This is a genomic window from Pigmentiphaga sp. CHJ604 (assembly GCF_036972535.1).
GTDB lineage: Bacteria > Pseudomonadota > Gammaproteobacteria > Burkholderiales > Burkholderiaceae_B > Pigmentiphaga > Pigmentiphaga daeguensis.
This window is the reverse complement of record NZ_CP136998.1, coordinates 1,231,078-1,253,751: the sequence shown is the minus strand read 5'-3', so window position 1 is coordinate 1,253,751 and position 22,674 is coordinate 1,231,078. Positions and strand designations below refer to the sequence as shown.

The following is a 22,674-nucleotide window of genomic DNA, read 5'->3' as shown; positions in this document are numbered from 1 at the left end:
GCCTACTTGCCGCTGCTGGTCGCCACCAGCCGGCGCGCCTGCACCGCCCGGGCCAGGCGCTCGAGCACCTGCACCGAGGTATCCCAGTCGATGCAGCCGTCGGTGATGCTTTGGCCATAGACCAGCGGCTTGCCGGGAACCAGGTCCTGCCTGCCGGCCGTCAGGTGGCTTTCCACCATCACCCCGATGATGCGGTTGTCGCCCGCTTCCATCTGGCGCGCCACGTCGTCCAGCACCTGGGGCTGGTTCTCGGGCTTCTTGCTGCTGTTGGCATGGCTGGCATCGATCATCACGCGCTGGGCCAGGCCGGCCTTGGCCATGTCCTGGGCGGCGGCTTCCACGCTGGCGGCGTCGTAGTTGGGCGCCTTGCCGCCGCGCAGGATGACGTGGCAGTCCTCGTTGCCGTTGGTGGACACGATGGCCGACACGCCGCCCTTGGTCACCGACAGGAAATGGTGGGGCTGGGACGCCGCCTTGATCGCATCGACGGCGATGCGGATGTTGCCGTCGGTCCCGTTCTTGAAGCCCACGGGACACGACAGGCCGGAGGCGAGTTCGCGGTGGACCTGGCTTTCCGTGGTGCGCGCGCCGATGGCCCCCCAGGAGACGAGGTCGGCGATGTACTGGGGCGTGATCATGTCCAGATATTCACACCCCGCAGGCAAGCCGAGGGCGTTGATCTCCAGCAGCAACTGGCGGGCGGTGCGCAGCCCCTTGTTGATGTTGAAGCTGCCGTCCAGGTCGGGATCGTTGATCAGGCCCTTCCAGCCGACCGTGGTGCGCGGTTTCTCGAAGTACACCCGCATCACGATCTCGAGCTCGCCGGCGAAACGGTCGCGCTCGGCCTTCAGGCGGGAGGCGTATTCCAGGGCGGCCTTGGTGTCGTGGATGGAACACGGCCCGATCACCACCACGAGGCGGTCGTCCATGCCGTGCAGGATGCGGTGCAGCGCCTGCCGGGTGGAGTAGACCGTCTCCGAGACGTTGGTGGTGCAGGGAAACTCGCGCATCAGGTGCGAAGGCGGAGCCAGCTCCTTGATTTCACGAATGCGCAAGTCGTCGGTGTTGTGGGACACGATCCTCTCCTGGATTTCAATGATGTCTGGTATGCATGTCTTGGGGGGTTCGCCCCACCGTTTCGTCCAGGCACAAAAAAAGCCGCCAGGACGCTGGCGGCTTTTTTGGGGCAGGAATCCGTTAGATACGACGCTTCCTTTCCTCCGCCAGCGGCTTTGGAAATCCAAAAAAGTAAAAGTAAAAATACGTGGAAGCGTAGTTCATAAAATATATCGTAGCAGGGGCCGGCCGCTTCGGCAAGTAGCGGGCACCGTTCTTGCGGACGGCGGAAACCATGGCCACGCCCGCTTCCCACACCTGGATGCCGCCCCGCCGGCGGCGCCCCCGGCTGCTTGCCTGGACGCTGGCGGCCGCGGCGCTGTGGCTGGGCTGGCCCGTCGTCCGCCCGGCACTGGAAATCCCCCTGTACGGACTGAGACTGGCGGCGATGCCCGCCCCCTCGCGCCTGCCGGTGCCGGTCGAGGGGGTGCGTCCGCGCGACCTGCGGGACACCTGGAACGCCCCGCGCGCCGACGGCCGGCACCACGAAGGCATAGACATTTTCGCCCGCCGCAACACCGCCGTGCTGTCGGCCACGGAAGGCATCGTGACCCGGATCGGCACCAATACGCTGGGCGGGAACACGGTGTGGGTCATGGGCCCGGGCCGGCAGATGCACTACTACGCCCACCTCGAACGCTATGCCGACCTGCGGTCGGGCCAGCGCATCCAGGCCGGGATGCCGCTGGGCTACGTGGGCAACAGCGGCAACGCGCGCGGCACGCCCACCCACCTGCACTACGGCATCTACGAGGCCGGCGGCGCCATCAATCCGTATCCGCTGCTGGCCGGGCGTTGAGGGCGCCTTCGTGCGTGCTCAGCCGAAAAAGGCCAGCAGCATCCGGTTCGTCGCCTCGGCCTGCTCGAACTGCACCCAGTGCCCGGCATGGGGAATCACGCGCCACTGGCGCTCGGGCCGGCCGTCGACCCACCACGGCCCCACCCGGTCCGGATACGCGGTCACGTCGTGCTCGCCCCAGGCGAACAGGATGGGCATGGAAAAGCCGTCCAGGATGCCCTTGGTGGGGCCGCTCTGCGACAGGGCCTTGCTGCGAAAGCGCGTGGCCTCGCAGGCCTGGCGGTGCACCGCGACGGCCAGCGCGTCGATGCTGCTTTCGTCGTGCAGCATCAGGGCGCGCAGGTTGTGGCGCAGGTCCTCGACCAGGGCCGCCTCGCCGCTTGCCAGCCGCCAGTTGACCATCGCGGCCTTCTGCCGGCGCGGCGTGCCATGGCCGGCTGCGCCCAGCAGGGCCAGGTGCGCCACGCGCCCGCGCCGCGCGGCCAGGTGGGCCGCGCACAGGCCGCCGAACGAGAAGCCGGCCAGGTCGATCGGCGTGTCCGCTCCCACGAGCTGGTCCAGCGTTGCCGCAGTGGTCGCCACCAGGTGGGGCAGGTCGGCGGGCGGCGTCAGCGTGCCGGATTCGCCGAACGACGGCATGTCGGGCACCCATACGGTGTGGCGTTGCGCGAGCGCCCCCAGGTTGCGTATCCAGTGCCGCCAGCTGCCGTGCCCGCCATGCAGCAGCACCAGCGGACTCCCCTGCCCGGCCGAGCGCCAGACGACGCGCGTGCCGGCATGCTCGGCCTCGTGGCGGACGGTGGCGGCATCCATGGCGGCGATGGCCGCCTCGGCCTGGGCACGGTCGTCGTTCGGGAACAGGATGGGATCGATGTCGCTCATGACGGAGGGGCGGAAGCTGGCCGACAAAGGCGCAAGCTTAACCCGTCGCGGCGGCGGCCACGGTCCCATCCACTACACTAGCGCCTCTGCACCGATTCTTGACCGTGGCCAGCATGTCCGAACCCGTCCGCCTATCCAAACGCATGTCCGAACTGGGACTCTGCTCCCGCCGGGAGGCGGATGAATGGATCAGCCGCGGCTGGGTGCGCGTGGACGGCGCGGTGGTGTCGGTGCTGGGCAGCAAGGTGCTGCCGAACCAGAAGATCACCATCGAACGCCAGGCCAGCGCCGAACAGGCGCAGCGGGTCACCATCCTGCTGAACAAGCCGGTCGGTTATGTCAGCGGCCAGGCCGAGGACGGCTACCAGCCTGCCGTGACCCTGGTCAAGGCCAGCACGCGATGGACCGGAGACCGCTCGCCCATCCGCTTCCAGCCCAGCCAGTTGCGCAGCCTGGTGCCGGCCGGACGGCTGGACATCGATTCGGTGGGCCTCTTGGTACTGACCCAGGATGGCCGCATCGCCAAGCACCTGATCGGCGAGGACTCCACCGTCGACAAGGAATACCTGGTCCGCGTGCAATACACCCGTCCGGGACGCCTGCCCGACAGCGACCTGAAGCGGCTCAACCATGGCCTGTCGCTGGACGGCAAGCCGCTGCGGCCAGCCAAGGTTCGCTGGCAGAACGACGACCAGTTGTCCTTCACGCTGCGCGAGGGCAAGAAACGCCAGATCCGCCGCATGTGCGAACTGGTGGGCCTGAAGGTGGTGGGACTGAAGCGCGTGCGCATCGGCGGCGTGGCGCTGGGCGACCTGCCGCCGGGGCAATGGCGCTATCTTCGGCCCGACGAACGGTTCTGATTCAGTCCAGCGACGCGCCCGATTCCTTGACCGCCGTGGCCCACACCTTGTTGTCGTCGGCCAGCTTGCGGGCGAACTGCTCGGGCGTATTGCACAGTACCGATACTCCGATGGCCGCCAGCTTCGCGGCGAACCCCGCGTCCTTGCCCGCTTCCGCCAGCGAGCCGGCGATGCGGTCGATCACCTCGCGAGGCGTGCCCGCCGGCGCGGCGATGCCGTTCCAGGTTTCCGTGGAAAACCCGGGATAGCCCTGCTCGGCCACCGTCTTGACCGAAGGCAGGTCGGTCGACCGGCGCTCGCCGGATACCGCCACGACGCGCAGCTTGTCGCTCTTGACGTAGGGCAGGACCTCGGCGACGTTGGCGAAGTACATGGGCACCTGCCCGCCCACCACGTCGGCGATGGCCGGCGCGCCGCCGCGATACGGGGCGTGGATCATCGACAGGCTGGCGCGCTTGACGAACATGGCCATCGTCAAATGGCTGACCGAGCCGCTGCCCGCCGAGGCATAGGCGACCTGGCCCGGCCGCGCCTTGATGTAGTCCACCAGTTCCGGCAGGCTCTTGGCCGGGAAGCCGGGATGGACCGCCAGCGCGAACTCGTTGGTGGCCACGATGGACACCGGCGCGAAGTCCTTGATGGGATCGTACCGGACCTTCTGCAAGGCCGGAACGATGGCCATCTGCGGCAAGGTGGCCATGAACAGCGTGTAGCCGTCGGGCCGGGCGCGCGCGACGTAGTCCGCGGCGATCGCGCCGTTGGCCCCCGGGCGGTTGTCGACCACCACGGTCTGCTTGAGCTGCGTGGTCAGCCATTCGGCGGTGATCCGCGCGATGCTGTCGGTATTGCCGCCGGCGGCGAACGGCACGACCAGCGTGATCGCGCGCTCGGGCCATGCCGCATGCGCGGCCCCCGCCATGGTCAGCGAAAGAAGAACCCCTGCAAATCGCCACTTCATTTTCATGCCATTCCCCGACGTGCGTGGTTGAAAAATCAGGCTGCGTGATTCATTTCCCGATAGACGTCGCGTGCCTCGGCTTCGGCCGCCTTTACGTGCGCCACGGCCACGGCGCGCGCCTCGCGGGCATCGCCCTTCTCCAGCGCGCCATAGATGGCCTCGAGCTCGCGCACGCTGTGCTTGGCGCGGCCGGGGCTGGCCATGGTCCGGGCCCGCAGGAAGTTGATGCGTGTCAAGAGGCCGTGCAGTACCTCGCCCATGACCGCGTTCCCGCAGCATTGGATGATCACTTCATAGAAATCCGCCGTGGCCGAGATGCGCGTCTTCCAGTCCTGCTGGTCGACGGCGGCGGCAAAGATGTCGAGCGCCTCGCGCATGCGGCGCAGGTCGTCCTGCTTGACGCGCCCGGCCGCCAGCGCGGCGGCCTCGCCTTCGAGCAGCGCGCGCAGGTGATAGATGTTCTCGGCCTCTTCCCAGCTCAGTTCGGCCACCGACGGCCCCTTGTTGGGCACGATGGTGATGAGCTTTTCCGTCGCCAGCACCCGCAGCGCCTCGCGCACGGAAGTGCGGCTGACGCCCAGCAGGCTGCACAGCTTAGCCTCGACCAGCCGTTCGCCCGGCTTGAAGTAGCCGCTGGTGATGGCTTCGCGGACCAGGCGCACCGTTTCCTGTTGCACCGAGCGCGGAGAGATCTTCAGGTCCATGGGATCGTGTCTCCGGTTACAGCGGCGGCAGTTGCCGGGCCTGGTGGCGGTCGAACAGGTCGTATGTCCCCTTGAACCAGGGCTGGGCGGCGAGGCGCTCGCGCCAGGGCGTGGCGCGGGCCTTCGCGCGGGCCGGCGACTCCAGCGCGCCGACGTCGTCCAGGTAGTGCAGCGCCAGCCGGTTGTAGCGGCCCGGCTCGCCGTCCTTGACATGGAAGCGCCGCACCGTCCGCCACTGGGGGCATTCCAGCAGCAGCGGCACGTGATCCTGCTCGTACCAGGCGTCGAAATCGTCCAGGTGTTCCGTGGGCACGTTGAACCACACGGGATAGAGCACCGGGGCATTCAGGGCTTCGGGCGAGGCGTCGCCGGCGCTGCCGATTTCCTCGCACAGGTAGCGGGTGAATCCGGAGACGTTGCGCAGCATCCACGCCGTTTCCTCGGAAGGATGCTGCTTGATGGCCTGGTAGGCGACGGTGCGCAGCGCGGCCAGATCGTCCATTTCATAGACGGCCAGGTAGTTGCGCTCGGGCGCGGCGTACCGCTGGGCGCTGACGAAACCGCGCAGGCCCATGCGGATGGGGATGTGCTCGGTGTCGTACCAGTGGTTGAACCTGTCCTCCCACTCGGGGGCCGGTTTCATTTCCGAGAACAGAATGGCGCGTCCGCGCATGGCGTCCTCCTGACCTTCATTGACTTTATGATTGTATGACAATAACATCGTCGAACATTCGGTTCAACAAGAATTTGAAACCCTCGCCGAGGGTGGCTGACGTCAGGAGCGACACATGCAATTGAAAGTACGCAGGTGGCAGGCGATCGTGGAAGAGAAGCTCGAGGAAGCCGGCCGGCCGGCCGACGGATCGCTGCGCAAGGCGGCCATCGTGGCCTTCGTGGAAAACCCCTACGCCGGCCGATATGTGGAAGACCTGTCGCCCATGATCGAGGCCAGCCCCGAACTGGGCGCCCGCATGGCCGCCCGTCTGCGCGCGGCCTATGGCGACCATCCGATCCTGTCGTACGGCAAGGCCGGCGTCGTGGGGCTGGGCGGGGAACAGGAACATGCCAACGCGCTGCTGACGACGGCGTCGGCCGAACCCCTGCGCAAGGAGATCGGCGGCGGCAAGGCCTGGATCTCGTCGGTGACCAAGATCGGCGGACCGGGCACGGTGCTGGACGTGCCGCTGGCCTCCAAGGATGCGCTGTACGTGCGCTCGCTCTATAACGCCATGACGCTGTATTTCGCCGACGGCCCCCTGCCCGACGAAATCGCGCTGGTGTTCGCCGTCTCCAACCGCGAGCGGCTCAACGCGCGCGTGGGCGGCCTGCGGCTGCGGGACGTGCAGGGCAAGGACGGACTCGTTTGAGGAGCACACGATGAAACTCGCCATCGTCAACCTGGGCCGGATACTGACCGGCGAATGGCGCGAGCCCTATGCCTCGGGCGACGCCATCCTGATGCAGGACGGGCTGATCTCCAAGGTCGGCACGCTGAGTCCTGCGGAAGTCGAAAGCGCCGACGTGGTCATCGACGCGGCCGGCACCACCGCCATTCCGGGCCTAATCGACTCGCAGGTGCACAACACCTTCGGCGACTACACGCCGCGGCAGAAGACCGTGGGCTTCCTGGAAAGCTACGTGCACGGCGGCGTCACCACCGGCATCACGGCCTCGGAAGTGCACACGCCCGGCCGCCCCAAGGATCCGGCCGGCGTCAAGGCGCTGGCGGTGGCCGCCCAGCGCTGCTTCCAGGACTACCGTCCGGGCGGCATGCGGGTATATGCGGGCTCCATCATCATCGAACCCGGCCTGGTGGAACAGGACTTCGCCGACATCGCCGCGCAGGGCGTCTGGCTGGCCAAGGCCGGCTTCGGCGCGGTCAAGACCCCGTACGACTACGTGCAGGCCATAGGCTGGGCCCGCAAGCACGGCATGATCACCACCGTGCATACCGGCGGCTCGTCCATACCCGGTTCGTCGGGCATCTGGGCCGAGCACCTGATCGCCATGAACCCGCATGTCTCGTTCCACGTCAACGGCGGCCCCGTGGCCATGCCCGACGAGGGTTTTCCGAAGATGGTGTACGAGTCGGAGATCGCGCTGCAGGTCTGCACCGCGGGCAACCTGCGCACCACGCTCATGCTGGGCGACATGGTGCGCAAGGCCGACCAGTTCGACCGTTTCCTGATCGCCACCGACACGCCCACCGGCAGCGGCATCATGCCGCTCGGCATGATGTACACGATCACCCACCTGGCCAGCCTGACCGACATGCCGGTGGAATGGGCCATCGCGGCGGCAACCGGCAACAACGCCCGGGTCTACGGCATCAACAGCGGTTTCCTGAAGCCGGGCAAGGATGCCGACGTGGTCCTGCTGGACGCCTGCGTGGGCGGATCCAAGGACGATCCGCTCGATGCCCTGCGCAACGGCGACATCGCCGCGGTGTCGGCCGTCGTGACCGCCGGCGTTCCGCGCTTCGTCGGCAAGAGCCGCAACACCCCGGCCGGCAACCGCCCGGTCCGCGTGGCCCGCTGCGACATTCCCCAGGACTACTCCACCGGAGGCCATTGAATGAGCAAGCACATCGCCATCGTGGGCGCCGGGCCGGTCGGTGTCGTCGCGGCGCTGGCCGCCGTCCAGCAGGGCTTCCGGGTCTCGCTGTACGAAGCCGAGTCGCGCGTGGACGACAGCCCCCGCGCCGCCACCACCCATAGCTCGACCCTGGAGATGATCGCCCGCGTGGGGCTGATCGACCGCTTCGTCAAGGAAGGCCTGACGGCGCGCTACTTCCAGTTCTGGGACCAGGCCGCGCAGTCCATGGTGGCCCAGTTCGACCACGAGATCCTGAAGGACGACACGCCCTACCCCTTCGTCGTGCAGACCGAGCAGCACAAGCTCGGCAACATGGGCATCGAGAAACTGCGCACGTACGCGGACGCGGCGGCCCACTTCGAGCATCGCATCACGGCGGTCGCGCAGTCCGGGGACGGCGTGACCCTGACCGCCCAGGCCCCCGGCGGAGAGGTACGCATCGAGGCCGACTACGTGATCGCGGCCGACGGCGGCCGCAGCGCGCTGCGCAAGGCGCTGGACATCCCGTTCGAAGGCATGACCTGGCCCGAGCGCTTCATCGTCATCACGGTCAAGGACGACTTCGAGCGCCTGATGGGCTGCTGCTACCGCAACTACCTCGCCCACCCCGACGCCTGGACGAACCTGTTCAAGATCTCGGGGGACGACATGCAGGGGCGCTGGCGCGCGGTGTTTCCGTCCGGCGTGGACGAGACCGACGAAGAGGCCCTGAGCGACGCCGCGGTGGCCCGCCGCCTTGCCCACGTGTTCCCCAGGGCCGAGCCCTACGAGGTGCTGCACCGTAACATCTACCGCGTCCACCAGCGGGTGGCGGCGCGCTTCCGGCAGGGCCGGGTGTTCCTGGCGGGCGACGCCGCGCACGTCAACAACCCCATCGGCGGCCTGGGGCTGAACTGCGGCATCCACGACGCCATGGAACTGGTCGACATGCTGGCCGCCGTCGAGCGGGGCGAGGAAGACGCGTCGGTCTTCGATCGCTACGAGCGCCGGCGCCGGCAGATGAACATCGAGTTCGTGCAGCAGCAGACGGTCAACAACAAGAAGCGCCTGGAGGAGAAGGATCCCGCCGTGCGCGCACAGGCGCTGGACGACATCCGCAGGATCGCCGACGATCCGCAGCGGCACCGCCAGTTCCTGCTGCGCAGCTCGCTGATCGACAGCGTGCGCAAGGCCAGGACGATCGCCTGAGGCGCCCGGACCGGTTCGCCGGCCCTATCCCGCCGCGCAGTACGGCGCCGGGCCCCCGCCCGGCACCGCGCGCACGCTGGCGGCGATGGCATCGGCCACCAGGGCGACCAGCCCCTGGTGGGCCGCCACCACGTCGGCGACCGACCCGCCGGCCGCGGCCTGCTCGAAGCGGCCCAGGCAGACCTGCCCCGCGCCGCCGGCCGACGGCTTGACCGACCACGCCACCGTGGCCTCGACCGGTCCGCCCAGGCGCGCGTCCAGGCGCGAGAACTCGACGTTGATGCGATAGGCGGGCTTGCCCGCCACCCCGCCCTTGGCCACGTCCACCGCGTGCAGCCGGCCCTGGAGCGCCGAGGACAGGGCATCCTGCAATTCGTCGCCCAGCGTGGCGGACCACCGCTGCCCTTCCAGCATCTGTATCTTCGCGCCATCCTCGCGCAGCACGATCTGGCGACGGCGCAGGCGCTCGGGCAGCGCCACCGGGGCGAGGTCGATCACCATGGCCGGTCCGGCCGAGGGCGCGGCGGCCGCGTCCCGGGACGGGGCTTGCAGCGTGTAGACGTCGGGCGCCACCGGCGCGGCGCAACCCGACAGTCCCGCGGCCAGCGCCGCCGTGGCCAGCACGAATGTCTTCATCGTTCTTCCTTGGGCTTTCCACGCAGCAGTGACTGCGGGTTCTCTTCCAGATAGTCGGTCAACAGGCGCAGCGAATTGGCCGTGCGCATCAGTTCCCGCAACGCGCGCCGCAGGTCCTGCTGCATGGGGGCATCCGCCGAGAACGTGCCTTCGGCGGCCTTGAGCGTCTTGCGCGCGTCCTCCATCGTCGCCACGATCTCCGGGGCGACCTGGCCGTCCAGCCGCTTCACCAGCTTGTCGGCGGACGCCATGGTCTCGCGCATGCCGGCCAGCGCCGCCGTCAGGTCACGGCCGATGGCGTCGAACGGCACCTTGCCGATCTTGTCCACGATGTCGGCCAGCTTGCCCTGCAATTCATCGAAGGCGCCCGGTATCGTCGGGAATTCGTCCAGGCCGTGGCTGCGGCCCATGTTGGCCGGCGGCGGCGCACCCTTGAAGAAATCGATGGCGACGTACATCTGACCGGTCAGCAGGTTGCCGTTGCGCAGTTGGGCGCGCATGCCGCGGCGCACCAGCGCGTCCGTCAGGCGGCGCTCCGCGTCGGCATCCAGCGCGCCCGGCTCGCCGGGCCGGCGCAAGCCCAGGCGCGAGGGATAGAAGTCCACCACCACCGGCAGCCGGAAGGAATTGGTGGACCGGTCGAACTCGATGCCAATGGAGCGGACGGCGCCTATCACCACCCCGCGGAAGTCGACCGGCGCACCGGGCGACAGGCCCCGGACCGATTGCTCGAAGTACATCACCACGCTGGTCGCCGGACCGTCGTCGACCTTGAGCGCGTCGTCCTGGTTGCCGGCAAGCTGGAACACGGCATCGTCCTGCGCCGGCTGCCCCGGCGGCAGGTGGGGCGAGTCGATGAACGAGACGCCGCCCAGCAGCACGGTGGAGATCGATTCGGTCTGCAGCTTCAGGCCGTCGGCGTCCAGCTTGAGGTTGACGCCGCTGGAATGCCAGAAGCGGGAACTGGTGGTGACGAAGCTGTCGTAGGGCGACCGGACGAATACCCGCACGGTCACGCCCTTGCCGTTCTGGTCCAGGTCATAGGCCACGACCTGGCCCACGTTGACGCGGCGGAAGTACACCGGCGAACCGATGTCGAGCGAGCCCAGGTCGCCGGCGTGCAGGACGAACTGCTTGCCCGGCGTGTCGGCCGTCACGATGGGCGGCACTTCCAGGCCCGTGAACGAGTCCTCGCGCTCCTGCGAACGTCCGGCGTCCACGCCTATGTAGGCGCCCGACAGCAGCGTGCCCAGGCCGCTGACGCCGCTGGCGGCGATGCGCGGCTTGACCACCCAGAAGCGGCTGTCCTCGACGGCGAAGTTGGCGGCATCGGAGGTCAGCTCGACCTCGACGATGACGTGCGACCGGTCTTCGGCCAGGCGGATGGATTTCACCTGGCCGATGTCCACGTCCTTGTAGCGGACCTTGGTCTTGCCCGCCTCGATGCCTTCGGCCGAGCGGAAGGTGATGTCGATGGTCGGCCCGCGGGCATACCAGCTGTTGACCGCGAACGAAAGGCCGGCGATGGCCGCGACGATGGGAATCAGCCAGACCAGCGACGGCAGCCACCGGTTGGGCCGGCGGCGCGCCGGCTCGCCCGGCGTGACGTCAGCGGGAGTATCAGGCTTGGTTGTCATGGGCGTCTATGGGGTCCCAGATAAGGCGAGGATCGAAGCTCATCGAAGCGAGCATGGTCAGCACGACCACGGCACCGAACGCGATCGCGCCGGGCTCGGGCCGGACGGTGGCCAGCGCATCCAGGCGCACCAGCGAAGCCAGCAGCGCGACGACGAACACGTCCACCATGGACCAGCGCCCCACGGCCTCGACCATGCCGTACAGCCGGGTGCGTTCGACCGGCCGCCAGGTCGAACGCGCCTGGGCCGTGATGACGAGCATCAGCAATACGATGAGCTTGAAGATGGGGATGACGATGCTGGCGCAGAAAACCACGGCGGCGACGAAATAGGAGCCGTCCTGCCACAGGTAGACGACGCCGCTCAGGATGGTGTTGGTCTGCGAGCCCAGCAGCGTGCCGGTGGTCATGATGGGCAGGATGTTGGCCGGCAGGTACAGGGCCATGGCGGCCAGCAGGAAGGCCCAGGTGCGGCGCAGGCTGTCGGGCTTGCGCAGGTGCAGCGCCGCACCGCAGCGGTCGCACGCGAAGCCGCCGCGCCGGCGGGGATGGATGGCCGAGCACTGCGGGCACTCCATCACGCCCGCCTGTGCCGCGGTGCGCACCGGGCTCATGGCCGGTGCTCCGCGGGAGACGGATGGCCGGCCTCGATGGCCTCGGCATGCTCCCACAGGTCGGCCGGATCGAAGCTGACCACGATCGCCAGCAGCACCGTCAGCGCCCCGAACGCCCACAGCGCCACGCCGGGGATCACGGTCGCCATCGCGGACAATTTCACCAGCGATGCCACGATGCCCAGCATGAAGACCTCGATCATGCCCCACGGCCGCCCCAGCCGGACAAGGCGCACCACCGGGCCGAAGCCGGCCGGGATCCGGCCCAGCCACAGCGGCACCAGCAGGTAGGCCAGGAGGCCCAGTTCGACCAGCGGCATCAGGATGGTCGTGACGAAGACCAGGGTCGAGACCGACAGCATGTCCTCCCGCGCCAGTACCCGGACCGCGCCCCAGACGGTGGTGCGCGTGCTCAGGCCCTGGATCTCCATCGTGACGATGGGGAAGGCGTTGCAGCAGACGAAGACGATGAGGCTGGCCAGCACCACCGGCAACAGGACTCCGTAGCGCCGTTCGTTGTTCCGGTAGAGCTCGGACCCGCAACGTGGGCAATAGGCCCGCTCGCCCGGGTCGAGCCGGATCCGGCGGAACACGGCATCGCAGTGTTCGCACAGCTTCAGCGACGTGTCGGCGCGAGGATCGGAATAGTTGGACATGAAGAGGGCTGTCCGCTTCCGCCGCGGGCGGATTGGGCAAGAAGACACTTACAGACAAGACTGTATGTATATGCCTGCGCCATGATATCGCAGATTGCCGCGGCCGCGCATCGCCTCACGGCGCCTGGGACAGGGCCCGGGCCTCTTCCTCCAGGCATTCGACCAGGGCCAGCATGGCGGGCGACGGTTCCAGGCTGTCATGGCGTATCACCCCGATGGGGCCGAACACCGGTGGCAACTCCACCGCCAGGATCGCCAGCGCATGCCGGCGCGCATGATAGGCGGCCACCGCGCGCGGCATCACCGACAAGGCCTGGCTGTTGTCCATCAGGACCATGTTGTTCAGCACCGAGGCCGATTCCACCCGCGAGGCCGGACGGACGTCCTCGCGCTGGAACAGCATGTCCAGCCCCGCGCGCACCGGGCTGCCGCGCGGCGGCAGGATCCACGGATAGGCCGCCAGGTCCTTCCAGGACGGCCGTTTCCTGGATGCCAGCGGGTGGCTGGCCGACCCGCATACGCACATCGGCTCTTCACCCAGGATGCGCGTGGAGAGTCCGGCACCGGCCGTGCCCGCCCCCAGCCGCGCCACCACCAGGTCCAGCTTGCGGGTCTGGAGATCGGGCAGCAGCGCCTCGATCGAACCTTCTCGCACCAGCACGTTGACCCCCGCCGTCCGGCGCTCGAGCCGCAACAGCGTGCGCGGGACCAGGAAGGCGGCGGAGGACGAGTTGATGCCCACGCTCAGGGTCTCGACGCCCAGGCCGCCGGGCTCGGACCATTCCCGTCCCATGCGTTCGAGGTCGCCCAGCACCCAGCGCGCGTGCCGGATCATCGAGGCGCCGTGCAGCGTCGGGAAGGTCCCTTTCGAGGTGCGCTCGAACAACCTGGCCCCGACCATGCCCTCAAGCTCGGCCAACATCCTGGAGACCGCCGGCTGGGTCGTGGCCATGCGGCGCGCGGCCTCGCCCACGTTGCGCACGTCGTCCATCACCACCATCAGGCGCAGGTGGCGCAGCCGGAGCCGGCCGCGCAGGTACCAGTCCGCGCGCAGCGCGGTCTCGGAAGCATCGGGCATTACATACCAATTTTGATATGTTGATGGCCAAATATATCATTGGACCGCAATGATCGAGATCGGCCATCATCTGCCGCAGATGAAGCGTCCGCCACCAGGAACGGACGCATCGAAGGAGACGATCATGCTGAATTCCGCCACCGGCCTCGTGGCCGCCCTCGCCTTCGCGGCCGGTGCCCAGGCCGCCTATCCCGACCGCCCCGTCACGCTGGTCGTGCCCTCGGTTCCCGGCGGCGCCGCCGACATGGTGGGCCGGCTGGTCGCCGAACAGCTCGGCAAGCAGTGGAACGTACCCATCATCGTCGAGAACAAGCCCGGCGGCGCCACCATCATCGGCACCCAGGCGGTGATCAAGGCCGCGCCCGACGGCTATACCCTGCTGCTGGGCATCGACGCCTCCTTCGCCGCGGTGCCCTTCCTGATGGAGAAAATGCCGTACCAGCCGCAGAAGGACCTGGAACCGGTCGCCACGCTGTCCACCCTGCGCTACGTGCTGGTCGCCTCGCCCACGGCGCCGTTCAAATCGGTCGAACAACTGCTGGAGCAGGCGCGCGCCCGCCCCGACACGATCACCTACGCCAGCGGCGGCGAGGGCTCCACCCACCACCTGGGCATGGCGCTGTTCGAACAGGAGGCCGGCGTGTCGTTCAAGCACGTGCCGTACAAGGCGGCGCCCCAGGGCTTCGTGGACGTGATGGGCGGCCACATCGACATGATGTTCCTGGCCGCCAGCACGGCCATCCAGCCGGTCCGGGGCGGCAAGGTCCAGGGGCTGGCCAACACGGCGGCCACGCCCATCCCCGACCTGCCTGACCTGCCCATGCTCAAGGACAAGGTGAAGGGCTTCACCTTCGACAGCTGGTTCGGCCTGTTCGCGCCGGCCGGCACGCCGGCGGCGGTGATCGACAAGCTGACCGCGTCCGTCCAGGCGGTGCTGCGCAATCCGCAGGTGCGCGACAAGCTGCAGGCCCAGGGCCTGGCGGCGGGCGAAGGCGGCCCGCGCGAGCTGCGCGAGCGCATCGCCGCGGACACTCGCCGCCTCGTCCCCGTCATCGCCAAGATCAAGAGCCAGCAAAGCAAGCCATGAAGCGCCCCAACATCCTGCTCATCACCACCGACCAGCACCGGGGCGACTGCCTGGGCTTTGCCGGACGGCGCGTGAAGACGCCGCACATCGACGAGCTGGCTCGCACCGGCACGCACTTCTCGTCGTGCATCACGCCCAACCTGGTATGCCAGCCATCACGGGCATCGATACTGACCGGCCTGCTGCCGCTGACCCACGGCGTCTGCGACAACGGCATCGACCTGGACGAGCGCACGGGCGAAGCCGGCTTCGCCGGCAGCCTGGCCGCGGCGGGATACGCCACCGGCTTCATCGGCAAGGCACATTTCTCCACGCACCACACATTCGCCCGCACCGGCCGGCCCGAGTGCCAGCACACCGAGGCCGAACTGGGGCCCGACTGGTCGGGTCCCTACATGGGCTTCGGCCACGTGGAACTGGTCGTCGAAGGCCACAACTACTGGCTGCCCACGCCGCTGCCCGGCGGCCTGCACCATTCTCGCTGGTACTACGGCGACGGGCTGGGGGACATGCGCAACCGCCTCTACCAGACCGACCTGGGACCACCCAGCGGCGCGCCGCAAACCTTCAACTCGGCCCTGCCCGTGGCCTGGCACAACTCGACCTGGATCGGCGACCGGACCATCGAATACCTGCGCGCGCATCGCGACGAGCCCTTCTGCCTGTGGGCCTCGTTCCCCGATCCGCACCATCCCTTCGACTGCCCCGAACCCTGGTCCCGGCTGCATCATCCGGACGACGTGGACCTGCCCCGCCACCGTTCCACCGACTACGATCGGCGCCCCTGGTGGCATCGCGCCGCCATGGAAAGCCGGCCGGTGGGCAGCGCCGAGGTCCAGGCATTGCGACAGAACTTCTCGCGCATCCCCACCCAGCCCGATGCCCAGCTGCGCAACATCATCGCCAACTACTACGGAATGATCTCGCTGGTGGACCACCAGGTAGGCCGCATCCTCAAGGCCTTGCACGAGTACGGACTGGACGGCGACACGCTGGTCGTCTTCACCTCGGACCACGGCGAATGGCTGGGCGACCACGGCCTGATGCTCAAGGGACCCATGGCCTACGAAGGCCTGCTGCGCGTGGCCATGGTGGCGCGCGGGCCGGGCGTGCAAGCCGGCGTGCAGGTGCGCGATCCGGTCTCGACCCTGGACCTCGCGGCCACGATGTTCGACTACGCGAACACCGCCGCGCTGGGGCCGCAGCACGGCCGGAGCTTGCGGCCGCTGCTGGAAGGCGCGGACGCCGGCCGGGACTATGCCCTGAGCGAATGGGACGTAGCGGCCTCGCGCTGCGGCGTGGAACTGAAGCTGCGCACGGTACGCACCCGGGACTGGAAACTCACGCACGAACAGGGCAGCGGCGCGGGCGAGATGTACAACCTGGCCGACGATCCGGACGAGATGGACAACCTGTTCGACGACCCTGGCTACGCGGGCCGGCGGCGGGAACTGCTGGACATGCTGCGCGAGCGGCCCGATGACCGGCGGCCCGAGCGGCTGCCGGCTTCGGGCGTGGCCTGAGACGGCGGCCCCAATCCTAGGGCTCCCGGGAAGACTCGGGCTTGAACCGGCCCAGCCCCCTGGAAACCTGATCGGCCGACTCGACCAGCCTGGCCAGATAGCGATCCACCGCCTCGACCGATGTCATCACCGACGAAAACCAGGTCAGACCCAGCGTGGCGGCGACGCCGCCATGGTGGAAAACCGGAACAGCCAGCGTGCAGGACTGCTGGCTGAGCTCGGGCACGCGCAGGGCGTACCCCTGCCGCCGGGTCTCCTCCAGCAGGCGCTCCAGCCCCTCGGGGTCATGCGCCAGCGCGTCTTCCTCGCGGCCCGTGCGGCGCACCACGTCCAGGATGAACTCGCGCTCCTGCGGATCGCAGAATGCAAGGTAGGCCAGGCCCAGCGCCCGCCCCACCAGGCTGCGCCGCAGGTTGATCGACGAATGCAGCAGCGACAGCGGCGACTGCGGAATGGTGCTGTAGCGCACCACCATCGCGTCGATGTCCAGCAGCGCCAGCGTGACCGGCCACTTGAATTCGCGCGTCAGCGCGTCGCACACGGGCGTAGCCACCTCGATCACCTGCGGCTGGTGGTTGTAGCCGCAGCACAGCGACGCCACGCCCGAGGCGAGGTAGTACGCGCCGAACCGCACCGATTGCGCCACCAGCCCCTTGGCTTCGAACGTGCGCAGCAGCCGTGCGATCGTGGACTTGGGTATGCCGGTGCGCCGGTGCAGATCGTCGATGCTCGATACCGACTGCCGGTTCAGGGCCTGCAACAGCTCGATCGCCCGCTCCACGCTGCGGATGCCGCCGCGGGCGCGTTCGTCCGGCGCGTCCGGATGCGGCCGGGTCATGCCGGCCGCGCCTCGGCGGCACCGGCCGCGGCGCGCGCCGCCATGTGCTGGCGATAGGTGCTGAGGCGGTAGCCAAGATCGGGCGAAGCTTCTTCCACATGCATGGAGATAGCAATGGGCAAACGGTCGGACAAGGGCTTGAATCGTGCGAGGATGGCAGCGAACAAGCGGTCGGTCGACGCCTTCTTTACCTGCGGATCCCGGCCAGGCAGCGTGCGCAGGACAAGATGCACGAAGACGTTGTCGGGGTGGGCGTCGGCGATGCGGTAGCGCCGGACCGGCACCGCGCGGGTACGCAGCCCGGCCAGCGGAAAGACACCGTCGGCCGCCACCTCGCGGTGTATGTCATCGAGCAGCGCGTCGATATCGACGTGCGACTCCAGGTTGTCGGAATACTCCATCCACAGATGCGGCATGTCTGTCCCCCTGGCTTACTGGATGCGCAACTGATGGCGCTGGATGAAACCTGCGATGTCCCGCGCCTCGCCACGATACTTCTTGCCGAAATCCGCAGCGCTCTGCACGTCCAGGATGATCCCCTCTTCGCCCAGCTTGCTCTGGACCGCGGGATCCCTGAGTGCGGCATTGATGGCCGTATTGAGGCGCTCGACCACCTCGGGCGGCGTGGAGGGCGGGGCGAACACGCCCAGCGCACCGCTGGCATTGAAGCCCGGCGCGCCGCTGCGGGCGATCACCGGCAGCCTGGGAAAGGCGGGGCTGGGATCGGGCGAACCGATGGCCAGCGCCCGCACGGTACCGCTTTGCAGATGGCCGGCGGCCAGCGACGAGGAACCGAAGATGGCCTGCACCCGGCCGCCCAGCATGTCGGTCAGCATCTGGGCCGCGCCCTTGTACGGCACCGCGGTCATCTTCAGGCCAAAGGCTGCGTTCAGGTGCTCCAGCGCGAAATGGTTGGGCGAACCGATGCCGCTGGTGCCGAAGTTGTAGATGCCCGGCCGGCTCTTGACCAGCGCCACGAACTCCTCGAAGGTCTTGGCCGGAAAATCGGCGCCAACCAGCAACAGCGTGGTCGGCCGCCCCACCGAGGCCACCGGGAGCAGGCCGTTGACCGGATCGAAGCTGAGTCCCTGGTTGGTGGCCGCGGCGATCTGCAACGAGGTGTAGGCGGTGAAGAGGATGGTATGGCCGTCGGGTTTGGCCTTGGAGGCGAGGTTGGCGCCGACCAGGCCCGCCGCCCCACCCTTGTTCTCGGGCACGACGGCCTGGCCCAGCATGGGGGCCAACACGGCCGCCAACTGGCGCGCGACGGTATCGACGATGGCGCCGGGCGGATAACCGATCAGCATGGTCACGGGCTGGGTGGGATACGGACCCTGGGCCTGCGACGGCGCGGCGGCCAGCAGCGCGAAAACGGCGCCCAGCAGGCGCGCGGCGGTACGGACGGCGCGTGGGCAAGCGCGCGCCGCCGAAAGCTCGGAACGGTACATGATGTCTCCAGGAATGAATCGTTATGGGTGGCGCGCCTCAGGCGCCGGCGGCCGGATCCTCGTAGTCGGCCGAGTTGCAGATCCAATGGTGCGCGATGAAATCGCGCCGTGGCGGTGAAAACACGTCGATCAGCAGGTGGTAGCCCGGTCCGACGCCCTCCGTGGTGTGGACCAGATTGACCGGGATCACCAGCAACGTGCGCGGATCGGCCTGCACATGCAGGTCGTCGCGCCAGCGCGTCGCGTCGTTGCCCCAAGGCGTGCGCAGGTGGTGCACGAACTCGCCCTCGATGGCCAGCGAGCCTTGCTCGAAGCGCGCGTGGCTGTGGGGGCTGAGCTGCGTGCGGTCGCGCGGACCGTCGTATTCGACCCAGTTGATGCTCAGGGTATCGGTCTGCAGCATCTTCAGGCGCTTCTTGTCGGGTGGCGCAATGATATCGTCGACGGGAATCACGACCAGCTCGCCGGCCTTGCGCACGCGGCGGAACGCCGGGGTCGAGGCGACGACGCGCGGATCGTGCTCCACGGCGTTCAGGTAATCCTGCTCCGCCAGGTCCGGGCGCGAACTGGCGATCAGAATGCCCGGACCCGGCGCATCCAGCGTGACCGTGCAGCGCCCGGCCGGCACGATGCACAGCGAACGGCCGGGCGCATCGGCCCGTCCCCCTTCGTACTCGATGTGCGCGCCCGCGCCCGGCAGCAACAGCAGCAGTTCGTGCTCGCTGCGCGCCGCATGGGGCTGGGTGCTGTCTATCCATTCGACCGAGAAATTCTGGGCACGGCCGATGCGCCGGCCACCGGCCGTCAGCGGGTTGTCCAGGTCGATCAGGTCTGCGTCGCGCAGCACCGTGGAGTCGTTGTCGCTTGCCATGGCTGGATTCGTAGCGTGTCGTTCAGTTGAGCGGAGGGTTGGGGCGGGACAGCTCGACGAGTTCGCCGACGGAGGAATACTGCGAGCCGCCCAGACGGGTCAGCGGACGCGTGCGGGCGACGTCGAAATGGCCCTGTGCCGTCATGAACGCCTCGTCCAGGTGCACGCCGACGATGCGGCCGAATACCACCGAGCTGCGAGTCTCGCCGGGCCGCTCGGGCTCGATCTCGACGATGCGCAGCAGCGTGCATTCGAGATGGGCGGGCGAGGCGCCCACGCGCGGCGGGCGAACCTTGACGCTGGCGAGCTTCTCCAGCCCCGCCAGCGCGAACTCGTCGGTGCCGTGCGGCACGTTCAGCGAAGTCTGGTTCATCGCCTCGCGCAGGTCCCAGGTGACCAGGTTGGCGACGAATTCCCCGGTGGCGCGGACGTTGGCCAGCGTGTCCTTCTCCGGGCGGTCGCCCGCGGCGTTGCACGAGAAGATCAGCACCGGCGGCGCGGTGGAGACGAGATTGAAATGCGAGAACGGGGCGAGGTTGGCCACGCCCGTGGCGCTGAGGGAGCTGATCCAGCCTATCGGCCGCGGCGCGACGATGGCGTTGAACAGGCTGCGCTTGAAACCGGGTGCGGTCTCGGGATCGAGAAACATGGCGGCGGGATGGGGGTAGCGGGTGACGGGCGCAGCGGCGACGGTCCGCCGCGTGCGGTTCGCGAAAAATATACGAACCCGCGCGGCACGCTGTCCATCGACATTTCCCGACTTTTCTCCCAGTGGAAAGCTCGGCCGCCGCCGGGCTTTCCCCAGGCGCGGCCGCTCAGGCGGTGCCGCCCACCGTCAACCCTTCCATCCGCAGCGTGGGCTGCCCCACCCCCACCGGCACGCTCTGTCCATCCTTGCCGCAGGTACCCACGCCGGAATCGAGCTTCATGTCGTTGCCGATCATGCCGACCCGGGTCATGGCATCCGGGCCGTTGCCGATCAGCGTCGCGCCCTTGACCGGATAGGTGATCCGGCCGTCCTCGATCATGTAGGCCTCGGAGGTCGAGAAGACGAACTTGCCGTTGGTGATGTCCACCTGTCCGCCGCCGAAGTTGACGGCATACAGGCCGCGCTTGACCGAGCGCACGATTTCCTCGGGATCCTTGTCGCCGGCCAGCATGTAGGTGTTGGTCATGCGCGGCATGGGCAGGTGGGCGAACGATTCGCGCCGGCCGTTGCCGGTCACCGCCGTCTTCATCAGCCGCGCGTTCAGCGAGTCCTGCATGTAGCCGCGCAGAATGCCGTCCTCGATCAGCACGTTGCGCTGCGAGACGTTGCCTTCGTCGTCGATATTGAGCGAACCCCGGCGGCCGGGGATGGTGCCGTCGTCGACCACGGTCACGCCCTTGGACGCCACGCGCTCGCCGACGCGGCCGGAGAACACGCTCGACCCCTTGCGGTTGAAGTCGCCTTCCAGCCCGTGGCCCACGGCCTCGTGCAGCAGGATGCCCGGCCAGCCCGAGCCCAGCACCACGGTCATCTCGCCCGCCGGCGCCGGACGCGCCTCGAGGTTGACGAGCGCCTCGTGCACGGCATGGTCCACGTACTGCTGCAGCAGCTCGTCGCTGAAATAATCGAAGCCGGTACGCCCGCCGCCGCCGCCGTGGCCCACTTCGCGCCGCCCGTCCTGCTCGGCGATCACGGTCAGGGACAGCCGCACCAGCGGCCGCACGTCGGCGGCCAGGCGGCCGTCGCTGCCGGCCACCAGGACGACGTCGTATTCGGCCCCCAGGCCGGCCATCACCTGCACCACCCGCGGATCCTTGGCCCGCGCCATGCGCTCCACCCGCTCGAGCAGCGCGACCTTGTCGGGAGCCGGCAGCGAGACCAGCGGATCCTGCGGCAGGTAGAGCGAACGCCCCTCGGTGGGCCGATAGCCGCTGGCCACCTTGGCCCGGCCGGCGCCCTGGCGCGCGATGGTGCGCACCGCGCGGGCCGACGACAGCAAGGCATCCTGGGACAAGGAATCCGAATAGGCGAATGCGGTTTTCTCGCCGCTGAGCGCGCGCACGCCCACGCCCTGCTCGATGGAGAAGCTGCCGGTCTTGACGATGCCTTCCTCCAGGCTCCAGCCTTCGCTGCGGGTGTACTGGAAGTACAGGTCGGCATAGTCGACCTTGTGGGTGAAGATCTCGCCCAGCGCGCGGGAGAGATCCGCCTCGTCCAGGCCCCAGGGGTCGAGAAGCAGGGATTTGGCGATGGCCAGGGACTGGATGTTCGGTTCTACGAGTTGCATGGATGGGTGATAAGGAAATCGTTGCGAAACGCGGCGGGCGCCACGGGGTCTACAGTACACGATGGCGCAGCGCGGGCAGCGCGGCGCGCACCTCGGCGATGCGGGCGGGATCCAGCAGGCCGTCGACCACGCCGGGGCCCTCGGGCAGCACGGACTGCACCGTTCCCCAGGGATCGACCAGCATCGCGTGGCCCCAGGTCCGGCGCCCGTTGGGGTGCGTGCCGCCCTGCGCCGGCGCCAGGACGTAGCACTGGTTTTCTATCGCGCGGGCGCGCAGCAGGATTTCCCAATGCGCCTGGCCTGTGGTGTAGGTGAAGGCGGCCGGCACCAAAATCAAGTCCACCTGGCCCAGCGCCCGGTACAGCTCGGGAAACCGCAGGTCGTAGCAGGTGGACAGGCCCACCCGGCCCCAGGCCGCGTCGAAGCCCACCGGCGAGGCACCGGGGCGGATGCTCTGCGCCTCGTCGTAGGACTCGGCGCCGCGGCGGAAGTTGAACAGGTGGATCTTGTCGTAGCGCGCGAGCGTGCGGCCGTCGGGGCCGTAGACGAACGCGGTGTTGTAGACCCGGTCCGGATCCGGACACTCCAGCGGCAGGGTTCCCCCCGCCAGGTAGATGCCGTGCCGGCGCGCCTGGGCGGACAGGAACGCCTGGACCTGGCCGTGTCCCTCGCGTTCGCGGATGGCCACTTTCTCGCGGTCGCTGCGGCCCATGAAACAGAAATACTCGGGCAGGGCCACCAGGTTGGCGCCCCGGCCGGCGGCTTCGGCGATCAGGGCTTCGGCGTCGGCGAGGTTGCGCGCCACGTCGGGGGTCGAAACCATCTGGATGGCCGCCACGCGCACGGCGGGGTCGGAAGCTGTCATGGGCGGGGGTTCCTGGCTGTGTGTTGCACGGGCATGCGGCTATT

The 22,674-nt window shown here is 68.5% G+C and carries 24 protein-coding genes; 7 read left to right on the top strand and 17 right to left on the bottom strand.

The features are described from left to right. Positions 1-2 precede the first annotated feature (2 nt). Positions 3-1,076: a 3-deoxy-7-phosphoheptulonate synthase AroG gene (aroG, locus tag R4823_RS06105; RefSeq protein ID WP_338617940.1), complete on the bottom strand. Its 1,074-nt coding sequence runs from the start codon at positions 1,074-1,076 to the stop codon at positions 3-5. A gap of 302 nt (positions 1,077-1,378) precedes the next feature. On the opposite strand from aroG, the gene R4823_RS06100 reads away from it, so the two are divergent. Beyond that, positions 1,379-1,915: a M23 family metallopeptidase gene (locus tag R4823_RS06100; RefSeq protein ID WP_279816839.1), complete on the top strand. Its 537-nt coding sequence runs from the start codon at positions 1,379-1,381 to the stop codon at positions 1,913-1,915. 18 nt (positions 1,916-1,933) lie between these two features. Here R4823_RS06100 and R4823_RS06095 read toward each other — a convergent pair whose 3' ends face one another. Next, positions 1,934-2,797: an alpha/beta fold hydrolase gene (locus R4823_RS06095; protein WP_087837074.1), complete on the bottom strand. Its 864-nt coding sequence runs from the start codon at positions 2,795-2,797 to the stop codon at positions 1,934-1,936. A gap of 113 nt (positions 2,798-2,910) precedes the next feature. On the opposite strand from R4823_RS06095, the gene R4823_RS06090 reads away from it, so the two are divergent. Further along, positions 2,911-3,657 (top strand): pseudouridine synthase, encoded by a 747-nt coding sequence (locus R4823_RS06090; RefSeq protein WP_087837280.1) that lies wholly within the window; start codon positions 2,911-2,913, stop codon positions 3,655-3,657. A gap of 1 nt (position 3,658) precedes the next feature. Here the strand turns inward: R4823_RS06090 and R4823_RS06085 are convergent, their stop codons facing one another. Genes R4823_RS06085 through R4823_RS06075 form a run of 3 tightly spaced genes read right to left on the bottom strand, consistent with a single transcriptional unit; the run spans position 3,659 to position 5,992 of the window. After that, positions 3,659-4,621: a tripartite tricarboxylate transporter substrate binding protein gene (locus tag R4823_RS06085; protein WP_087837075.1), complete on the bottom strand. Its 963-nt coding sequence runs from the start codon at positions 4,619-4,621 to the stop codon at positions 3,659-3,661. 29 nt (positions 4,622-4,650) lie between these two features. Beyond that, positions 4,651-5,319, bottom strand: a complete 669-nt coding sequence (locus tag R4823_RS06080) for a GntR family transcriptional regulator (RefSeq protein WP_165963046.1) — start codon at positions 5,317-5,319, stop codon at positions 4,651-4,653. 16 nt (positions 5,320-5,335) lie between these two features. Beyond that, positions 5,336-5,992, bottom strand: coding sequence for a DUF4286 family protein (locus R4823_RS06075; RefSeq protein ID WP_165963045.1), 657 nt, complete (start codon positions 5,990-5,992; stop codon positions 5,336-5,338). A 115-nt stretch (positions 5,993-6,107) separates the two neighbouring features. Between R4823_RS06075 and R4823_RS06070 the strand changes: the two genes are divergently transcribed. Genes R4823_RS06070 through R4823_RS06060 form a run of 3 tightly spaced genes read left to right on the top strand, consistent with a single transcriptional unit; the run spans position 6,108 to position 9,102 of the window. After that, positions 6,108-6,686, top strand: a complete 579-nt coding sequence (locus tag R4823_RS06070; RefSeq protein WP_087837078.1) for an amino acid synthesis family protein — start codon at positions 6,108-6,110, stop codon at positions 6,684-6,686. A gap of 10 nt (positions 6,687-6,696) precedes the next feature. Then, complete coding sequence (locus R4823_RS06065) at positions 6,697-7,893, top strand: amidohydrolase family protein (protein WP_087837079.1); 1,197 nt, start codon at positions 6,697-6,699, stop codon at positions 7,891-7,893. Beyond that, a complete protein-coding gene (locus R4823_RS06060) occupies positions 7,894-9,102 on the top strand; it encodes an NAD(P)/FAD-dependent oxidoreductase (RefSeq protein WP_338617936.1) in 1,209 nt (402 codons plus the stop codon). A gap of 24 nt (positions 9,103-9,126) precedes the next feature. On the opposite strand, the gene R4823_RS06055 is transcribed toward R4823_RS06060, so the two are convergent. The 5 genes from R4823_RS06055 to R4823_RS06035 all read right to left on the bottom strand — a co-directional run bounded on the left by R4823_RS06055 (position 9,127) and on the right by R4823_RS06035 (position 13,722). Further along, the gene (locus R4823_RS06055; protein WP_338617935.1) at positions 9,127-9,738 is read right to left on the bottom strand and encodes a PqiC family protein; all 612 of its coding nucleotides are present in this window, start codon (positions 9,736-9,738) and stop codon (positions 9,127-9,129) included. Then, a complete protein-coding gene (locus tag R4823_RS06050; protein WP_338617934.1) occupies positions 9,735-11,375 on the bottom strand; it encodes an MlaD family protein in 1,641 nt (546 codons plus the stop codon). The genes R4823_RS06055 and R4823_RS06050 overlap by 4 nt, the downstream gene beginning before the upstream one ends. Then, a complete protein-coding gene (locus tag R4823_RS06045; protein WP_132979180.1) occupies positions 11,359-11,988 on the bottom strand; it encodes a paraquat-inducible protein A in 630 nt (209 codons plus the stop codon). Before R4823_RS06045 ends, R4823_RS06050 begins: the two co-directional genes overlap by 17 nt. After that, entirely contained in the window at positions 11,985-12,644 is a 660-nt protein-coding gene (locus tag R4823_RS06040) for a paraquat-inducible protein A (protein WP_338617930.1), read from the bottom strand. Before R4823_RS06040 ends, R4823_RS06045 begins: the two co-directional genes overlap by 4 nt. 115 nt (positions 12,645-12,759) lie before the next feature. Continuing rightward, entirely contained in the window at positions 12,760-13,722 is a 963-nt protein-coding gene (locus tag R4823_RS06035) for a LysR family transcriptional regulator (protein WP_279816719.1), read from the bottom strand. Between the two features lie 124 nt (positions 13,723-13,846). Here R4823_RS06035 and R4823_RS06030 point away from each other — a divergent pair, with 124 nt between their 5' ends. Continuing rightward, on the top strand, positions 13,847-14,809 hold the full coding sequence (locus R4823_RS06030; RefSeq protein ID WP_279816717.1) for a tripartite tricarboxylate transporter substrate binding protein: 963 nt from the start codon (positions 13,847-13,849) through the stop codon (positions 14,807-14,809). Then, the gene (locus R4823_RS06025) at positions 14,806-16,332 is read left to right on the top strand and encodes a sulfatase-like hydrolase/transferase (RefSeq protein WP_087837087.1); all 1,527 of its coding nucleotides are present in this window, start codon (positions 14,806-14,808) and stop codon (positions 16,330-16,332) included. The genes R4823_RS06030 and R4823_RS06025 overlap by 4 nt, the downstream gene beginning before the upstream one ends. A gap of 16 nt (positions 16,333-16,348) precedes the next feature. Here R4823_RS06025 and R4823_RS06020 read toward each other — a convergent pair whose 3' ends face one another. From R4823_RS06020 to R4823_RS05990, 7 genes are all read right to left on the bottom strand, one after another. Continuing rightward, positions 16,349-17,170 carry a DNA-binding transcriptional regulator gene (locus tag R4823_RS06020; protein ID WP_087837088.1) on the bottom strand — a complete coding sequence of 274 codons (822 nt, stop codon included), beginning with the start codon at positions 17,168-17,170 and terminating at the stop codon, positions 16,349-16,351. Further along, the gene (locus tag R4823_RS06015; RefSeq protein ID WP_338617928.1) at positions 17,167-17,586 is read right to left on the bottom strand and encodes a 5-carboxymethyl-2-hydroxymuconate isomerase; all 420 of its coding nucleotides are present in this window, start codon (positions 17,584-17,586) and stop codon (positions 17,167-17,169) included. The genes R4823_RS06020 and R4823_RS06015 overlap by 4 nt, the downstream gene beginning before the upstream one ends. Positions 17,587-17,601: 15 nt before the next feature. After that, a complete protein-coding gene (locus tag R4823_RS06010; protein ID WP_087837090.1) occupies positions 17,602-18,618 on the bottom strand; it encodes a tripartite tricarboxylate transporter substrate binding protein in 1,017 nt (338 codons plus the stop codon). 37 nt (positions 18,619-18,655) lie between these two features. Next, entirely contained in the window at positions 18,656-19,489 is an 834-nt protein-coding gene (locus R4823_RS06005) for a hypothetical protein (RefSeq protein ID WP_087837091.1), read from the bottom strand. A gap of 22 nt (positions 19,490-19,511) precedes the next feature. Continuing rightward, a complete protein-coding gene (locus R4823_RS06000; protein ID WP_087837092.1) occupies positions 19,512-20,138 on the bottom strand; it encodes a flavin reductase family protein in 627 nt (208 codons plus the stop codon). 166 nt (positions 20,139-20,304) lie between these two features. Next, on the bottom strand, positions 20,305-21,765 hold the full coding sequence (gene tldD / locus R4823_RS05995) for a metalloprotease TldD (RefSeq protein WP_087837093.1): 1,461 nt from the start codon (positions 21,763-21,765) through the stop codon (positions 20,305-20,307). A 49-nt stretch (positions 21,766-21,814) separates the two neighbouring features. Then, the gene (locus R4823_RS05990) at positions 21,815-22,630 is read right to left on the bottom strand and encodes a carbon-nitrogen hydrolase family protein (protein WP_087837094.1); all 816 of its coding nucleotides are present in this window, start codon (positions 22,628-22,630) and stop codon (positions 21,815-21,817) included. Between the last annotated feature and the right edge of the window lie 44 nt (positions 22,631-22,674).

Bases quoted from the DNA above. Each gene is read 5' to 3' on its own strand.
- R4823_RS06100 (WP_279816839.1), top strand. From the start codon at position 1,379: ATGCCGCCCCGCCGGCGGCGCCCCCGGCTGCTTGCCTGGACGCTGGCG.
- R4823_RS06095 (WP_087837074.1), bottom strand. From the start codon at position 2,797: ATGAGCGACATCGATCCCATCCTGTTCCCGAACGACGACCGTGCCCAG.
- R4823_RS06090 (WP_087837280.1), top strand. From the start codon at position 2,911: ATGTCCGAACCCGTCCGCCTATCCAAACGCATGTCCGAACTGGGACTC.
- R4823_RS06085 (WP_087837075.1), bottom strand. From the start codon at position 4,621: ATGAAAATGAAGTGGCGATTTGCAGGGGTTCTTCTTTCGCTGACCATG.
- R4823_RS06080 (WP_165963046.1), bottom strand. From the start codon at position 5,319: ATGGACCTGAAGATCTCTCCGCGCTCGGTGCAACAGGAAACGGTGCGC.
- R4823_RS06075 (WP_165963045.1), bottom strand. From the start codon at position 5,992: ATGCGCGGACGCGCCATTCTGTTCTCGGAAATGAAACCGGCCCCCGAG.
- R4823_RS06070 (WP_087837078.1), top strand. From the start codon at position 6,108: ATGCAATTGAAAGTACGCAGGTGGCAGGCGATCGTGGAAGAGAAGCTC.
- R4823_RS06065 (WP_087837079.1), top strand. From the start codon at position 6,697: ATGAAACTCGCCATCGTCAACCTGGGCCGGATACTGACCGGCGAATGG.
- R4823_RS06060 (WP_338617936.1), top strand. From the start codon at position 7,894: ATGAGCAAGCACATCGCCATCGTGGGCGCCGGGCCGGTCGGTGTCGTC.
- R4823_RS06055 (WP_338617935.1), bottom strand. From the start codon at position 9,738: ATGAAGACATTCGTGCTGGCCACGGCGGCGCTGGCCGCGGGACTGTCG.
- R4823_RS06050 (WP_338617934.1), bottom strand. From the start codon at position 11,375: ATGACAACCAAGCCTGATACTCCCGCTGACGTCACGCCGGGCGAGCCG.
- R4823_RS06045 (WP_132979180.1), bottom strand. From the start codon at position 11,988: ATGAGCCCGGTGCGCACCGCGGCACAGGCGGGCGTGATGGAGTGCCCG.
- R4823_RS06040 (WP_338617930.1), bottom strand. From the start codon at position 12,644: ATGTCCAACTATTCCGATCCTCGCGCCGACACGTCGCTGAAGCTGTGC.
- R4823_RS06035 (WP_279816719.1), bottom strand. From the start codon at position 13,722: ATGCCCGATGCTTCCGAGACCGCGCTGCGCGCGGACTGGTACCTGCGC.
- R4823_RS06030 (WP_279816717.1), top strand. From the start codon at position 13,847: ATGCTGAATTCCGCCACCGGCCTCGTGGCCGCCCTCGCCTTCGCGGCC.
- R4823_RS06025 (WP_087837087.1), top strand. From the start codon at position 14,806: ATGAAGCGCCCCAACATCCTGCTCATCACCACCGACCAGCACCGGGGC.
- R4823_RS06020 (WP_087837088.1), bottom strand. From the start codon at position 17,170: ATGACCCGGCCGCATCCGGACGCGCCGGACGAACGCGCCCGCGGCGGC.
- R4823_RS06015 (WP_338617928.1), bottom strand. From the start codon at position 17,586: ATGCCGCATCTGTGGATGGAGTATTCCGACAACCTGGAGTCGCACGTC.
- R4823_RS06010 (WP_087837090.1), bottom strand. From the start codon at position 18,618: ATGTACCGTTCCGAGCTTTCGGCGGCGCGCGCTTGCCCACGCGCCGTC.
- R4823_RS06005 (WP_087837091.1), bottom strand. From the start codon at position 19,489: ATGGCAAGCGACAACGACTCCACGGTGCTGCGCGACGCAGACCTGATC.
- R4823_RS06000 (WP_087837092.1), bottom strand. From the start codon at position 20,138: ATGTTTCTCGATCCCGAGACCGCACCCGGTTTCAAGCGCAGCCTGTTC.
- tldD (WP_087837093.1), bottom strand. From the start codon at position 21,765: ATGCAACTCGTAGAACCGAACATCCAGTCCCTGGCCATCGCCAAATCC.
- R4823_RS05990 (WP_087837094.1), bottom strand. From the start codon at position 22,630: ATGACAGCTTCCGACCCCGCCGTGCGCGTGGCGGCCATCCAGATGGTT.